This window comes from Paraburkholderia nodosa DSM 21604, assembly GCF_000519185.1.
In the GTDB taxonomy this organism is placed as follows: Bacteria; Pseudomonadota; Gammaproteobacteria; order Burkholderiales; family Burkholderiaceae; genus Paraburkholderia; species Paraburkholderia nodosa.
In genome coordinates this window covers 19,665-32,954 of the sequence record NZ_JAFA01000033.1, presented here as the reverse complement: position 1 = coordinate 32,954, position 13,290 = coordinate 19,665, and the positions used below count along the sequence as shown (strand labels likewise).

Here is a 13,290-nt window from a genome sequence, read left to right as displayed (position 1 = left end):
GCGTTGGCACATCTCGCCATGTTCAACTTAAAGAGGATTACTCATGAACCTTCCAGAATACGAAGTCAATCTCGACGTGCGCGGCCTTCAGCCGCCTGAACCGCTGGAGCGAGTCATGCACGCATTGGGCGCGCTGGAGCCGGATCACCAGTTGCTGGTCGTCATCGATCGGGAACCGTTTCCCCTGTATGGAATGCTCATCGAGAAGGGCTTCGAATTCATCGGTGAAAGGATTGCACCGAGGCATCATGAAGTCCGTGTCTGGCGCAAGCACTAATGCGCCGCGCAATTTCGCCAGACAGCTCGCCCGCGCTTTCGGTACCGTTTCGGTTCTTCCTCAACGCCCCCGTTTTCGCGTTGCTGGCCGCCGGTCTCCTCGTGTGGGAGGGACCCGACGCGTTGGCATCGCGCTGGTCCCCGGTCTCGCTCGCGCTCACGCATCTGTTCACACTGGGCATTCTCACGAGCGTAATGGTGGGCGCGCTCATACAGATCCTCCCCGTCGCTACCGGCGTTCGCGTTGCGGGAACCGGCGCGAGCGCGGTCGTCGTGCATACGCTGCTCACAGCGGGCACGCTGGCGCTCTCATCCGCTTTCATGGCGGGCATGCCAGCGCTCTATGCCATCGCGCTGCTCTTGCTCGCATCCGCGTTTGCCTGGCTCCTCGCCGCGTGCGCGATCGGCTTCTGGCGATATCGCCACGCAGCGCGTAAGGGTGTCGCGGATGTGCTGTGTGCGAGTCGGCTCGCGCTCGTCGCCTTGCTCGTGACCATCGCTCTCGGCTTGCTACTGGCGGGCGCGCAAGCCTTTGGCATACCACTGCCGATCGTCGCGCTCACCAACCTTCATGCCATGTGGGGCTTGTCGGGCTGGGTGGGTTTGCTCACCATCGGCATGGCATATCAGCTGATTCCGATGTTCGTCGTGACGGAACCCTATCCGCGTGTGTTCGCCGTTGCCCTCGCACCTGGCGTGTTCGCGTTGCTCGCGCTGTTTTCGCTCAGCGCCACAATGATTCCCCGCATCGAAGCTTCGCTCGGTGCGCTCCTGCTCGTTGCCTTGACCGCGTTTGCCGTTGTCACGCTCCGTCTGCTGTGGATGCGCAAGCGTCCCGCGGCCGACGCCATCACACTGTTCTGGCGCACGGCCATGCTATGCCTTACCGGATGCGGACCGCTGTGGGCCATCCACGTCAAGACGGGCAATCCCGCCTGCGCCGTCGCGCTCGGCGTCTTGCTGCTCTTCGGCGTGGCGTGGTCGCTGGTCAACGGCATGCTCTACAAGATCGTCCCGTTTCTGCTCTGGTATCACGCTCAACGTACGCTCACTGGCGCCGCCATGCGCTTCGCCCCGAAAGTCAGGGACATGATCCCGGATCGCGCGGCTTCAATGCAATTCCGGGTGCACCTGGCCGCCCTGGGATTGTTGCTCGCGGCCAGTCTGCGGCCCATGGTCTTTGCGCGCATGGGCGGCCTGGGCGTCGGCGTTTCAGCGGCGTGGCTCGGGCTGAACATGCTCGGCGCCGTCCGGATCTATCTGCGCGTAGCGCGCAAGGCTTCCTCAATGCAGATCCGTGCGTCCTGAGCGCTGGTCCCCGGCCAGGCCACCGAGACCGTGGTTCAACCCGGACGTCCGTCGATGCGTGGACGCGTCAATGCCGGCCAATAGGCGATTGCATACAGGGCGAAACCGGCAGACCATAGCAATCCGGCGCACAAGACCGCATGGACCGTCAGCGCCGGCGCCACCATCGGCAACGCCACTCGCACGAGCGCTGCGAGCGCAAGCATGACGTAGCAGGCAATGTCGGCGCGGCCCGCACGCAACGGGCGGCCAGTGTGCCCGCGCGCAGTGCGCGTCATCATGCCGATCACGAGTCCGCCGATAGCGCCTGCCGTCAATGCATGCGTTGCCACTGAAGGGGCGATCATGCCCAGCGCCGCAAAGCTGCGTAACAGCAGATGCACGGGTATCCACAGGTACGCGAGGTGCAGTACCCAGACCAGCGGCACGCGCCAGGTCTTGAACGGCTGCCAAAGCCACCAGCGAGCCAGTTGCGCACCCGCGCAACATGCGCACAGCAACGCCAGCGCGATGCCGCCGAGCTGGAACGTGTCCGCAGCCAGCAGCGCCAGCACCGAGCCGAGCGCGGCCTTTTCGAACCAGGGCCTGCGCGTTGCCCTCGCGCCCGGCACGCCGTTATTGGTGAACATCGGAATGACGCGCCCTCCCATCACGGACATGATGAAGAGCACAACATCCAACCCGAGTTGAACACCTGCCCAGCCCGGCAGCCGCAGCACGCCCAGTTCGCCGAGATGCACGCTCAATTGCGCCAGCGCCAGAAGCACGAGCAGGCCGACAAAGAAGTAGTTGCGGCGGTTGCGCGCCGCGAAGAACGGAACGCCCAACGCGACCGCGGCAGCGAGCGGAAAAGCCACGTTGACGATCGCCGCCGCCCAGCCCCAGGGCGTCAGCACCAGCACTCGACCGGCAAGCCACAGCGCGGCCAGGGCCGCGAGCGGCGGACCGGAAAGCGTTGGCCGGTTGCTCCAGTTGCGCCCGGCGGTCAGCAGGAAGCCGACGACCACGGCAAGCGTGAAGCCGAAGAGCATTTCATGCGCATGCCAGATCGGCCCGCGCAAATAGGCGCCCTTGAGCAATCCAGCAAACTGCAGCGCCCAGAGTGCAATCGACGCGGCGGCAAAACCGCTCGCGAGCAGATAGAAGGGACGGAATCCCAGACGCCAGAGTGCGAAGCCCTGCGCGGACACGGGTGCGCGCGGCGGCTCTTCGATCTTGAGAAATTGAACCACGGAAAACTCTCCCACATGAAGCCCGAGATGATTCGTTGCTTTAACGGCCGCGATACATGATGTGCCTTCGCATCGAACCTGCATTTGCTGCCGCGCAACCCCCAGTGCCTGCGCTTTGTGCGATCGTCGGCAACAACCAGCGAACGCGCGACGTGTATTCCTGAAGCGGTGTTAAGTATTTCCTTTATCCCGCTTGACGCGGGGGCCGCCGAAAGTAATGTTCATCCTTTGCACCACCGCCGGGCACAGCCGCATTCAGGCGGCTTACGACACTGCGGTACTTCGGCGCGACAACGCCGTGCTCCGTTGTCGTTGAGCCTTTTGTTCGGAGGATAGCTGTTCATGCGGTTCCGCCTGCTCCTTCTCGCCATGACGCTCTCTCTCACTGCTTCGTGTGCACAGGCCGATACGCACTATGTCGAAGTACCTGGCGGATCATTCCGTAGTGCTATCAAATTAGCCGACGACCCCCAGGACGGGCTCGTCGTCGCACCGTTTCGCATGCGGGAAAAGCTCGTCACGAACGCGGAATTCCTCGCCTTTGTCAGCGGCGAACCGCGTTGGCGTCGCGACCGTGTCGCCGTCCTGTTTGCCACCCCCGGATATCTGTCGCACTGGGCCGGACCGTTGAATCCCGGACCCGACGCTCCAGCCGATGAACCCGTAACCGGGGTTAGCTGGTTTGCGGCGCGCGCCTACTGCGCATCGGAGCAGGCGCGACTGCCGCAGTGGATCGAATGGGAGTACGCGGCAGCGGCAGACGCTAATCAGCGCGACGCACGCCACGACACCATCCGGCAAGCGCGCCTGCTCGCGAACCTGATGGCGACTTTCGGTTCGCCGCACATGACGCCCGCCCATCAACGCCCAAATGTCTATGGGCTACACGGCATGCATGCGCTGACCGGCGAATGGGTGGACGACTACGCCGCGCTATTCGCGAACGCGGACACGCGCAATTCAGGCGACAACAGCGAACTCCGGCTCTGTGGTGGCGCAGCGCTCGCGTTCCTCGACCGCAGCGATTACACGCTGATGATGCGTGTCGCTGCGCTCTCGGCACTGAAACCGGCCGACAGCAGTCGCAGCGTAGGTTTCCGCTGCATCAAGGATGTGAACATCGACGACAAGGGCGGATCATGAAGCGCTTCCACTTTTTGCTTTGCGCATGGCTTTTGAGTATGCCGACGGCCTTCGCGGCCACATCATCGCTCTCGCTGCCCGGAGATTCGCTGTACCAGACGTCGCTCACACTACAGGATCAGCAAGGGCGGCAATTCGACGTCGCGTCGATGCGCGGGCGGCCGCTCATTGTCAGCATGTTCTATACCGCGTGCTCGGCGGCTTGTCCGTTGACGATCGATACCATCGAGCAAACTCGCCATGCAGCAAGCGTTCAGGATCGAGAGGTTCCCTCCGTGCTGCTGGTCAGCATCGATCCGCAACACGACGACGTCGTGAATCTCGCCGCGATGGCAAAGGCGCATGGACTGGACGCGGCGTCCTGGCGCCTGACGCGCTCGACGGCGGGAGATTTGATGGCGTTTGCCGCGGCGCTCGGTGTCGCTTACCGGCAGCGCACGAACAGCGATTTCAGCCACAATGCCGTGATTGCGCTTCTGGACGAGAATGGACGTATCGTTGCGCGTACATCGGTTATCGGTAAAATCGATCCGGCGTTTGTTTCCGCTGTGCGTGCGCGCTCCACGAGTCAGTAAGGCCGCTGCACACGAGACGGTGCCCGACCGATCAATTAGCCCTTCCTCAAACGCGCGACATCGGGAATGGTGATTTCCCGGCCCTTTATTTCAATCAGTTCCCGCACGCTCAGGTCACGCAAGATGCGCGAAAAATGCTCGGGTGTGATGTTGAGCCGCGAAGCGATCGTTCGCTTGCCCGTTTCGAGCCGCACCTGCTGCGCGCTTTCGCAGGTGTCGTCCACGAGATTCAAAAGATAGCCGACTACGCGCTGCGTTCCGGACTGGAGCGAGTACGCCTCCACGTCGCGCATCAGATTGTGAAGACGCATGCTGAGACCAGCCAGCATCTTGCGTGCAAAGGCCGGATCCTGCTCGAGTTCTGAAACGACCACCGACTTCTTCACATACAGGAGCAAGGTGTCGGCTAACGCCTGCGCGGACACGATATAGGGCTTGTCCATGAACATCAGCGCCTCGCCGAAGCCGTCGCCCGGCCCCACGAGACGCACGATCTTCTCCTCCCCAACGGGAGAGCTGAAACTCAGCTTGATCAGCCCATAGACGACCGTATGAAAACCCAGACAGGGATCGCCGCGGCGAAATATTGTCGCGCCGCGCGCCACCCGCAGCTCGGTGGTGCCGAGTGCCAGAACATCGAGTTCTTCCGCCGACATTTCATTGAACAGCGGCATCTTCGAAAGGAAGTCCTGGATGCGAATCTTGCCTGCCCTCACCGGGCTACTCCGGCCAGTAGCAGATTTGGATTGCGATTGACTATCTGTTTCAACCGCTGCTTTCGCCAATTGGGCGCACGTAGGGGAATCGGTAATCAGAGACATGGCAGTTGATCAATGCTTTGGGGTAACTTTTGTATTGTCTCGCGTGCAAGTGTGGCTAGATTTGTCCGCCATCAAACAGCTATCCCTCACTTCGAACGGTATGTCGGCACCCGCATGCGCTCGCACCGAAGCCCTCGCGCCAGTGTCGCCGTCATGCCAATGCTCAATTGAATCAACTCGCGGAAACATTGAGCCGTAGCATTTTCTCTGTGGTCAATGCAGCCATACTATCTATGCACCAACCTTCATCCGGAAGCGATTCACCACATCGCGACTGAAAGAAAAACTACGCCTTTATCGCCAATCAACGTTAGAAAATCACTATGCGGCTTACAGGCTTCACCAAATATGGTCTGTTGGTGCTGGTCTACGCCACAGTTCATCGTGACAAACTCCTCACGGTCAACCAGATTTCCGTGGCATTCGGCATCTCACGCAATCATCTGACGAAGATCGTCCATACGCTTGGCAGGGCCGGCTATCTCAGCACGACGAGAGGCCGTGCGGGCGGCTTGCGCCTTGGCCGCCCTGCGGTGCTGATTACGGTTGGCGAAGTCGTGCGCACGATGGAGCAGGATTTCGACGTGGCCGAACGCTTTGACACGGAGCACGGCGCGAGCGCGACCGCTGCGGCGTGCGGCCTTCGCTCGACCTTCTGGGCCGCCACGCGCGCGTATTTCGATGTGCTCGACCGCTGCACGCTCGCCGACCTCGCCGCCGACCACGGCGAGTTGACGCATCTTCTCATCGGCCGTCCAGTCAATTACTCGCCAATGCGGCAACCGTCGACGTGACGCGCGCTGATCACCGCTATCGTTCATAGCCTGATCAGCGCCGGTTCGAGGCAAAGAAAACCGCCTTTGCGTTATTTGATGTTCTTCCAGTACGCGGCATTCAACCGCCACGCCACGAAGGTCATGCCGCCCAGGAAGAGTAACACCCACACGCCGAGTTGCTTGCGTGTACGCTGCTCCGGCTCGGACATCCAGCCGAGGTAGGCCACCAGATCGGCGACGTCGGCATCGTAATCCGCCGGCGAGCGTTTCCCCGGTGTCACCTGCTGGTAACCCATGAAGCGGTGGACCTTTTCCCCGGTTTCCTTGTCGACCGTATCTTCGAACTTCGCGGTTCGAACGCCCTGCAACTGCCACAGCGCATGCGGCATGCTCACGTTTTCGTATACCAGATTGTTCCAGCCGGTGGGCCGCGTGTCGTCGCGGTAGAAACTACGCAGGTACGTATAGAGCCAGTCGCTCCCGCGTGAGCGCGCCTCCACCGAAAGATCCGGCGGCACGGCGCCGAACCAGTTTCTGGCATCGTCTGCTCGCATGGCGACGCTCATCGTGCTGCCCACCTTGTCGGCGGAAAATAGCAGGTTTGCCTCGATCTGCTTCTGTGAAATGCCGAGATCCCGGAGTCGGCTGTAGCGCATCAGGTTCGCACTGTGGCAGTTCAGGCAATAGTTCACGAACAGCTGCGCACCATGCTGGAGTGAGGCAAGATCATTCGCCTTGTCGGGGGCGTGATCGAGTGCAATCGTCTCCTGTGCCGTCGCTGGCGCACCTGCGCTCCCTAAAACGATTGCAAGCATGGCCGCGGCAGCCGCGCCACGCGCGAGCCTGGAAAGCAGTTTCCTTGTCATATTCATGTTCTCTTCGCTCGTTGGTCAATGGGGCTTGAATCGCACGCGCTCGGGCGGCTGCTTGAAAGTTCCAAGCCGCGTCCAGAACGGCATGCCGAGGAAGAAAGCGAAATAGACGAGCGCGCAGATCTGGGCGATCAGCGTGCCCATTGGCGATGGCGGACGCGTGCCGAGGAACGCCAGAATGAAGAACGCCACCACGAAGATGCCGAGAAATACCTTATGAAAAAGCGGCCGGTAGCGGATCGACTTCACCGGCGAGCGGTCGAGCCACGGCAGGAAGAAGAGCGAGATGACCGCCGTGCCCATCACCACCACGCCCCAGAACTTCGATTCGGTGAAGTACATGGCGAGGATCACGAGCACCGCCAGCACCGGCAGCCCGGCGCGCCATTTGCCGCGGGCGCGCACGAGCGCGAGCAGCCCGAGCAGCGCGATCACGATCATCAGCACGATCTTGAACGGGTCGGTCGTGGCGCGCAGCATCGCGTAGAACGCCGTGAAGTACCAGACCGGCGCGATTTCGGGCGGCGTTTGCAGCGGGTTGGCCGGCACGAAGTTGTTCGACTCCAGGAAGTAGCCGCCCATCTCCGGCGCGAAGAACACGATCGCCGCGAAGATCATCAGGAAGATGCACACGCCGAAGAAGTCGTGCACCGAGTAGTACGGATGGAACGGGATACCGTCGAGCGGCACGCCGTTCGCGTCCTTCTTCTCCTTGATCTCGATGCCGTCCGGGTTGTTCGAGCCCACTTCGTGCAGCGCGATGATGTGGCAGATCACGAGCCCGACCAGCACGAGCGGAATGGCGATCACGTGGAACGCGAAGAAGCGGTTGAGCGTAACGTCGGAGATAACGTAATCGCCGCGAATCCACAGCGAGAGGTCCGGACCAACGAGCGGAATTGCCGAGAACAGGTTCACGATCACCTGCGCGCCCCAGTAGGACATCTGCCCCCACGGCAACAGGTAACCGAAAAAGGCCTCGGCCATCAGGCACAGGAAGATCGCGCAGCCGAAGATCCACACGAGCTCGCGCGGCTTGCGGTACGAGCCGTACAGGAGCCCGCGGAACATGTGCAGATACACGACCACGAAGAACATCGAAGCGCCCGTGGAGTGCATGTAGCGGATGAGCCAGCCCCACGGCACCTCGCGCATGATGTACTCGACCGATGCGAACGCGAGCGTCGCATCGGGCTTGTAGTTCATGGTGAGGAATATGCCGGTGACGATCTGGTTCACCAGCACGAGCAGCGCAAGTGAGCCGAAAAAGTACCAGTAATTGAAATTCTTCGGCGCGTAATATTCGGAGAGATGGGTCTTCCACATCGCGGTCAACGGGAAGCGTTTGTCGACCCACCCAAGCAATCCCTTCGTTTCGACTTCGTGTTCGGTGCCGCTCGCCATTTACGCTTCTCCTTTTTCGTCCTTGCCGATCACGAGCTGCGTGGCGGACGTGAACATGTAAGGCGGGATGTCGAGATTCTGCGGCGCGGGCTTGTTCTTGAACACGCGGCCGGAGAGATCGTAGGTGGAGCCGTGGCACGGGCACAGGAAGCCGCCTGGCCAGCTGTCGGGCAGGTTCGGCTGCGGGCCTTCCTGAAAGCGCGGCGTCGGCGTGCAGCCCAGATGGGTGCACACGGCCACGGCCACGAGAATGTTTTTGTGCCCGGCCCGCGATCGAAACTCGTTCTTGCAGTATTCGGGCTCGGGCATCGAAAAGGGATTCTTCGACTGCGGATCGGCGAGTTCGTTGTCGACCTTCTGAATACCGGCGAGCATCTGATCGGTGCGGTTGAAAATCCACACGGGCTTGCCTCGCCACGCCACGGTCATCATCTCGCCAGGCTTGAGATTCGCGATGTCGACTTCAACCGGCGCGCCTGCCGCCTTCGCCTTTTCGGAAGGCGCAAACGAGCCTACGAAAGGCACGACCGCGGCCATTCCCCCCACGCCGCCTGCTACCGATGCCGCAATCAGCCACGTCCGGCGGCCGCTGTCGACACGTTCGTCTTCCTGGACTTGCATGACATTCCTCGTTCTTGAATTGGTTCTTTTGGCCGCCTCGACGGCGGCGTGCCGACGCGAATGGCGCCCCTAGCGCAGCCCTGAAATGTAGTCGGCTACCGCCTTGATTTCGTTGTCCGAAAGACGCGATGCAATGTCATGCATCGGTGCACTGTTGTCCCGCGCGCCCGCTCCCTGACTGAACGCGGTCAACTGGGTCGAGGTATAGGCCGCCCACTGCCCCGAGAGGCGCGGATACAACGACGGAATCCCCTGGCCCGCGGGCCCGTGGCAAGCGGCGCACGCGGGCACGCCTTTTTCCGCAATCCCGCCTCGATAGATGCGTTGCCCCAGTGCGAGCGTGTCCTTGTCATGCGCGTAGCCGGGCTGCGGGTTCTGGGCCGCGAAATAAGCGGCGACGTCCGCGATTTGCTGATCGGAGAGCGTGCCGGCCATGCCCGCCATGATCGGGTTGTTTCGCGCCGGCTGGCCGCCACCGGGAGGCGCCTTGAAATCGCCTAGCTGCTTGACGATGTACCCGGCGTGCTGCCCCGCGAGCTTTGGCCAGGTTTCGGCGGCGCTGTTCCCGTCGGCTCCGTGGCACGCCGCGCATACCTGCGCCACGACGGCCTGGCCTCGACTGGCATCGGGCGCATCGACTTGCGCCGCGTGCGCGAGCACTGCCCAACCCGAAAGACTCATGGTCACTTGAAGGCTCACCCAAAGCTTGTGCATTCGATTCATTCGCACGTCCTGTTCTGTTTTGTAGGGGCGAGAGGTTCCGCCGGGCGCGCCAGTGGCGCAGTGTTTGCGCCCCGGATGCTCGCGCTTTCGGGAACTTCCAGTTTGATCGGGATGTAGTGTCCGTTCTTGCCGACCGGAGTCAGAGGCAGGTTTTCCTTTTCGCGCCGCTTTCTCTCCTTCGCGAGAGGCGGGCAGCTGTGCTCGTCGTAATACATCACCATGCAATCGAGGCAGAGCATGCACTCCATCTGGTCGATTCGCCCTTTGTCGTCGATCGCGAGGGAACCGCAGCCGACAGCGCAAGCGTGGCAGGTCGTGCATTCGGGCTTACGACGCAACTTGAGGAAGCGCAGGCGGCCAGGCAGTGCGAGACTGGCTCCGAGCGGGCACAGATACTTGCAGAATGGCCGCTCGATAAAGATCGATGCGCCGACGACGGCCGTCCAGAACAACACGAACGGCCACGTGCGGTTGAGTACGCCAACGAGGAAGGTTGTCTTGAACGGCTCGATCTCGGCGAGCTTTTCGGCCCACGGCATCGAGAAGAACGACACGGCGAGTAAAACCGCAAACACTGCATACTTGAGTTTGCGCAGCCGGTTGTGCCAGCGCATCGGCAGCTTGCGTTGCAGCTTCTTCAATCCCACTGTGCGCGCGAGCTTGTAAAGCATCTCGGACATCGACCCGAAGGGGCACATCCAGCCACAAAACAAGCCGCGTCCCCAGACGAGCACCGTAACCGCGATCACGATCCAGAAGACGAAGATGAACGGATCGGAAAGGAAGAGCGACAGGTTCCAGCCGCCAAACAGCGAATGGATGAACGTCAGCACCTGCGTGATAGATGGCTGCGCCATCTCATGCCAGCCTGCGAAACCCACCGCTATCAGCCAGCTCGCCGTTTTCGGCCACGAGACCCAACGCTTGTTCGCGCGCTTCGCTTTGCGCACCCAGCGGTCGCGCGTCGCGAAGAACAGCATGACGGCAAGGGCCCAGCCAACGAAAAGGCCGATTTCGACCTTCTTCCCGTTCCACGCGTTCCACCAGGCCGGCTTCTCCTCCTGAACCTTCGGACGGCCGCCGTCAAGAAAGCGCGCTGGCAGCCAGTAAGGCGAGTTGAACGCCGAAAAACGCTTCGCGCCGGTCTGCTTGTCGATTGTGTGGCCGAGGAACACGAATTTCCAAGGATAAGCGGCACTGAAACTCGTACTCCGGATGATGAAGATACCGGTCTCGTTGAAGGCGGGTGCGCCCGCCGCTTGCAACGAATAGAGGTTCAGATAGTCGGAGTCCTTGAACGTGAACGCGTTGATCCCCTGCCTGACCTGAATCCGGTCATAAATCCCGCCACGCACGAAGCCCGAGCCCTTGAACGACTCCGTGCCGTTCGCCACGATGAAGAGCGCGTGCTCGCCGGGCTTGAGCCGGTTCATGAGTTGCGCGTAATCGTAGTCGCCAAGAATGCTCTTGCCGATTGCGGGCGCGTTCAGGTAGCCGTAGTAAAGATCGAGATAGGGCGTGCCGCTGTCCGCCGCTCCAACGTCGCTCGCGTGGATCACGAGGTGCTGCACAGCGCCCATGTCCACGAGCGCGGGCCATCCATAGCGCGCATCGCCGGCCAGCAATTTTGCCTGCGGCAAGACGGCTTCCTTCACGATACCGACCTGGCTCGCAATCGCAACCGCGCAGCGCGCGATCAGCTGGTTCTCGGCGATGGCGGTCACGGTCGCGCCCGATATGGCATCGAGGTTCGCCGCGCCCGCGCTACCTTGCCCGATCTCGAAGCGCGACCCGGCGAACCGCCCAACGTATTGCCGCAAGAAGGCGAGCAGCTTGCTTTCGGGTATGCCGACCAGCAGGATCGGCTCGCTGTGCTTGAGCACCCTGACGCCGGTAATCACGCCTTTCGTGTCCATCCCGATCAGCGTGACGATAGGCTTGCCGGAGTAGCCCTGTATGTCGACGATATCGGTCGAGAGGAATACGTAGCCCTTGAGCACGCGCGCGTGGCCGTCGTTTGCATAGGCCTCGACGTATGGCGGGCTGCCCTTGCGCGCCGAGAATTCATTTGCGCCGGGCAGCACGCCCGCGCAGTCGGTCCACTTGCACATCTCCGGACGGCTGAACAGTTCGTCCGGCAACTCCTGCTCATAGATCGAAGCAACGACCGGGGGGGTGAATGCAAACAGCAGCGCGAAGAGCGGCGCGAACAGCAGGATCCGGAACGAGACTTTCATTTTTGTCGCTTTGTGGGAGCCGCCTGGAACGACGCGGCATCGACGCGATTAGTTATCCGAAACGCGCCGCAACAGCGAAGCTATCCCAACGCCGCGCCACTCGCCTGACCCCGGCCGGCGCGGCGTCGCCTCGCTCATGTCACTGAATCTTCGACACCATGAAGTCGACTGCCGCCTTCACTTCGTCGTCCTTCAGGCTCGGACTGCCGCCGCGCGACGGCATCATCCCGTTGTTGCCGGTAAAGCCTTCCAGCGCGTGCTTGTACAACGCCGGCTTGCCCTTCGCGATGCGCGGCGCCCAGTCCGTCTTGTTGCCGAGAATCGGCGCGCCGCCCGCGCCCGTCTGGTGGCACATGAAGCAGACGCTCTTGAACACCTTCTCGCCGCCAGGGTTCGGCGCGGCGGCTGGTGCTGTGCTCACCGCCACCTTGATGAAGCCCGACGAAGCCGACACGCCCGGGTCCATCGCCACCACGCCGATGGGCGCAATCGACTTCGGTGTGGCGCTGCCCACCTGCGAAGCGGCGCCGCTCTTGTCACAGGCAGCAAGGCCGAGTACAAGGGCGAAGCCAATAGCTGCAATCACGGTATTACGAGTTTTCATGGTCTTTCCTTATTGAGGGGGTTCAGGATTCGTCGCTCGAGGCTTCCGACAAGTCGCGCGCCAACGAGGCGTCAAAGCCCAGCAGCGGCTGCGCGAGCAGCCGGGCGATCAGCATGCGAACGTTGTGCCACGGCTCTACGCCGACTTCGCTGACCGGATCGTCGACGGTCCGGCCATCCGGCGTATGGAGATGGTTTGGAAAGGTGCCAAGCGAGGGGTGCACGGGCGCGGTATCGATACCCATCGCCGCTTCGCCCCAGCGCCAGTTCATCGCGTACTCACTCGCGTCTGCAATGCGCAGCGTCAGCTCGACGCCATTGCTCAAACGCAATTCGAGCGCGTCGCGGCAGAGCGTGACCGAGGCCAGTTGCGCGGCGTCGAACGCCGCCTCGATCTGCTCCTTCAATTCGATGTGCAGCATGGTCAGACTCCCGTGGCCAGCAATTCGCGCAACTGTTCGCGGATGACTTCGCGCGTATTCGCAAGCGTCTTCGCACCGAGGTAGTGCTCGTAGGCCGGATGCTCTTCCACCCTGCCCTCCGCGATCAGCGCCAGCAGCGCTTTCTCGTCGTCGGCGCGGTATCTGGCGAGGATGAGCTTGCGGTCCTCGCGCAGGTCGTAAAGCGTTCGGCTCAGCGCATCGATCTGCTGGGCCGCTTCCGAGGGAACGTTTTGAAAGAAGTGCGTCATCTCTGTTT

At 61.9% G+C, this 13,290-nt stretch carries 15 protein-coding genes; 5 read left to right on the top strand and 10 right to left on the bottom strand.

The window, feature by feature from the left end:
* Positions 1–43 precede the first annotated feature (43 nt).
* Complete coding sequence (locus A3CW_RS0133605) at positions 44–277, top strand: DUF2249 domain-containing protein (RefSeq protein WP_028207478.1); 234 nt, start codon at positions 44–46, stop codon at positions 275–277.
* A complete protein-coding gene (locus A3CW_RS0133600; protein WP_028207477.1) occupies positions 277–1,584 on the top strand; it encodes a hypothetical protein in 1,308 nt (435 codons plus the stop codon). The genes A3CW_RS0133605 and A3CW_RS0133600 overlap by 1 nt, the downstream gene beginning before the upstream one ends.
* A gap of 35 nt (positions 1,585–1,619) precedes the next feature.
* Here A3CW_RS0133600 and A3CW_RS0133595 read toward each other — a convergent pair whose 3' ends face one another.
* A complete protein-coding gene (locus A3CW_RS0133595; RefSeq protein ID WP_028207476.1) occupies positions 1,620–2,816 on the bottom strand; it encodes an NnrS family protein in 1,197 nt (398 codons plus the stop codon).
* 342 nt (positions 2,817–3,158) lie between these two features.
* Here A3CW_RS0133595 and A3CW_RS0133590 point away from each other — a divergent pair, with 342 nt between their 5' ends.
* Positions 3,159–3,959 carry a formylglycine-generating enzyme family protein gene (locus A3CW_RS0133590; protein WP_028207475.1) on the top strand — a complete coding sequence of 267 codons (801 nt, stop codon included), beginning with the start codon at positions 3,159–3,161 and terminating at the stop codon, positions 3,957–3,959.
* Complete coding sequence (locus A3CW_RS0133585; protein WP_028207474.1) at positions 3,956–4,534, top strand: SCO family protein; 579 nt, start codon at positions 3,956–3,958, stop codon at positions 4,532–4,534. The genes A3CW_RS0133590 and A3CW_RS0133585 overlap by 4 nt, the downstream gene beginning before the upstream one ends.
* A 35-nt stretch (positions 4,535–4,569) precedes the next feature.
* Here A3CW_RS0133585 and A3CW_RS0133580 read toward each other — a convergent pair whose 3' ends face one another.
* Positions 4,570–5,208, bottom strand: a complete 639-nt coding sequence (locus tag A3CW_RS0133580) for a Crp/Fnr family transcriptional regulator (RefSeq protein WP_051481891.1) — start codon at positions 5,206–5,208, stop codon at positions 4,570–4,572.
* Positions 5,209–5,678: 470 nt separating this feature from the next.
* Here A3CW_RS0133580 and A3CW_RS48375 point away from each other — a divergent pair, with 470 nt between their 5' ends.
* Positions 5,679–6,149, top strand: a complete 471-nt coding sequence (locus A3CW_RS48375; RefSeq protein ID WP_081771927.1) for an Rrf2 family transcriptional regulator — start codon at positions 5,679–5,681, stop codon at positions 6,147–6,149.
* 71 nt (positions 6,150–6,220) lie between these two features.
* Here the strand turns inward: A3CW_RS48375 and A3CW_RS0133570 are convergent, their stop codons facing one another.
* From A3CW_RS0133570 to A3CW_RS0133535, 8 genes are all read right to left on the bottom strand, one after another.
* Entirely contained in the window at positions 6,221–6,997 is a 777-nt protein-coding gene (locus A3CW_RS0133570; RefSeq protein ID WP_028207472.1) for a cytochrome c1, read from the bottom strand.
* Between the two features lie 24 nt (positions 6,998–7,021).
* Complete coding sequence (locus A3CW_RS0133565) at positions 7,022–8,407, bottom strand: cytochrome b (protein ID WP_028207471.1); 1,386 nt, start codon at positions 8,405–8,407, stop codon at positions 7,022–7,024.
* The gene (gene petA / locus A3CW_RS0133560) at positions 8,408–9,028 is read right to left on the bottom strand and encodes a ubiquinol-cytochrome c reductase iron-sulfur subunit (RefSeq protein ID WP_028207470.1); all 621 of its coding nucleotides are present in this window, start codon (positions 9,026–9,028) and stop codon (positions 8,408–8,410) included.
* Positions 9,029–9,097: 69 nt separating this feature from the next.
* A complete protein-coding gene (locus A3CW_RS0133555) occupies positions 9,098–9,751 on the bottom strand; it encodes a c-type cytochrome (protein ID WP_028207469.1) in 654 nt (217 codons plus the stop codon).
* A complete protein-coding gene (locus A3CW_RS48370) occupies positions 9,748–11,988 on the bottom strand; it encodes a 4Fe-4S binding protein (RefSeq protein WP_081771926.1) in 2,241 nt (746 codons plus the stop codon). Before A3CW_RS48370 ends, A3CW_RS0133555 begins: the two co-directional genes overlap by 4 nt.
* A 139-nt stretch (positions 11,989–12,127) precedes the next feature.
* Entirely contained in the window at positions 12,128–12,592 is a 465-nt protein-coding gene (locus A3CW_RS0133545; RefSeq protein ID WP_028207468.1) for a c-type cytochrome, read from the bottom strand.
* A 22-nt stretch (positions 12,593–12,614) separates the two neighbouring features.
* Entirely contained in the window at positions 12,615–13,013 is a 399-nt protein-coding gene (locus A3CW_RS0133540) for a hypothetical protein (protein ID WP_028207467.1), read from the bottom strand.
* 2 nt (positions 13,014–13,015) lie between these two features.
* Positions 13,016–13,282, bottom strand: a complete 267-nt coding sequence (locus tag A3CW_RS0133535; protein ID WP_028207466.1) for a hypothetical protein — start codon at positions 13,280–13,282, stop codon at positions 13,016–13,018.
* Positions 13,283–13,290: the final 8 nt, after the last annotated feature.

Coding starts and splice junctions, on each gene's coding strand:
- A3CW_RS0133605 (WP_028207478.1), top strand. CDS start 44: ATGAACCTTCCAGAATACGAAGTCAATCTCGACGTGCGCGGCCTTCAG.
- A3CW_RS0133600 (WP_028207477.1), top strand. CDS start 277: ATGCGCCGCGCAATTTCGCCAGACAGCTCGCCCGCGCTTTCGGTACCG.
- A3CW_RS0133590 (WP_028207475.1), top strand. CDS start 3,159: ATGCGGTTCCGCCTGCTCCTTCTCGCCATGACGCTCTCTCTCACTGCT.
- A3CW_RS0133585 (WP_028207474.1), top strand. CDS start 3,956: ATGAAGCGCTTCCACTTTTTGCTTTGCGCATGGCTTTTGAGTATGCCG.
- A3CW_RS0133580 (WP_051481891.1), bottom strand. CDS start 5,208: ATGCCGCTGTTCAATGAAATGTCGGCGGAAGAACTCGATGTTCTGGCA.
- A3CW_RS48375 (WP_081771927.1), top strand. CDS start 5,679: ATGCGGCTTACAGGCTTCACCAAATATGGTCTGTTGGTGCTGGTCTAC.
- A3CW_RS0133570 (WP_028207472.1), bottom strand. CDS start 6,997: ATGACAAGGAAACTGCTTTCCAGGCTCGCGCGTGGCGCGGCTGCCGCG.
- A3CW_RS0133565 (WP_028207471.1), bottom strand. CDS start 8,407: ATGGCGAGCGGCACCGAACACGAAGTCGAAACGAAGGGATTGCTTGGG.
- petA (WP_028207470.1), bottom strand. CDS start 9,028: ATGCAAGTCCAGGAAGACGAACGTGTCGACAGCGGCCGCCGGACGTGG.
- A3CW_RS0133555 (WP_028207469.1), bottom strand. CDS start 9,751: ATGAATCGAATGCACAAGCTTTGGGTGAGCCTTCAAGTGACCATGAGT.
- A3CW_RS48370 (WP_081771926.1), bottom strand. CDS start 11,988: ATGAAAGTCTCGTTCCGGATCCTGCTGTTCGCGCCGCTCTTCGCGCTG.
- A3CW_RS0133545 (WP_028207468.1), bottom strand. CDS start 12,592: ATGAAAACTCGTAATACCGTGATTGCAGCTATTGGCTTCGCCCTTGTA.
- A3CW_RS0133540 (WP_028207467.1), bottom strand. CDS start 13,013: ATGCTGCACATCGAATTGAAGGAGCAGATCGAGGCGGCGTTCGACGCC.
- A3CW_RS0133535 (WP_028207466.1), bottom strand. CDS start 13,282: ATGACGCACTTCTTTCAAAACGTTCCCTCGGAAGCGGCCCAGCAGATC.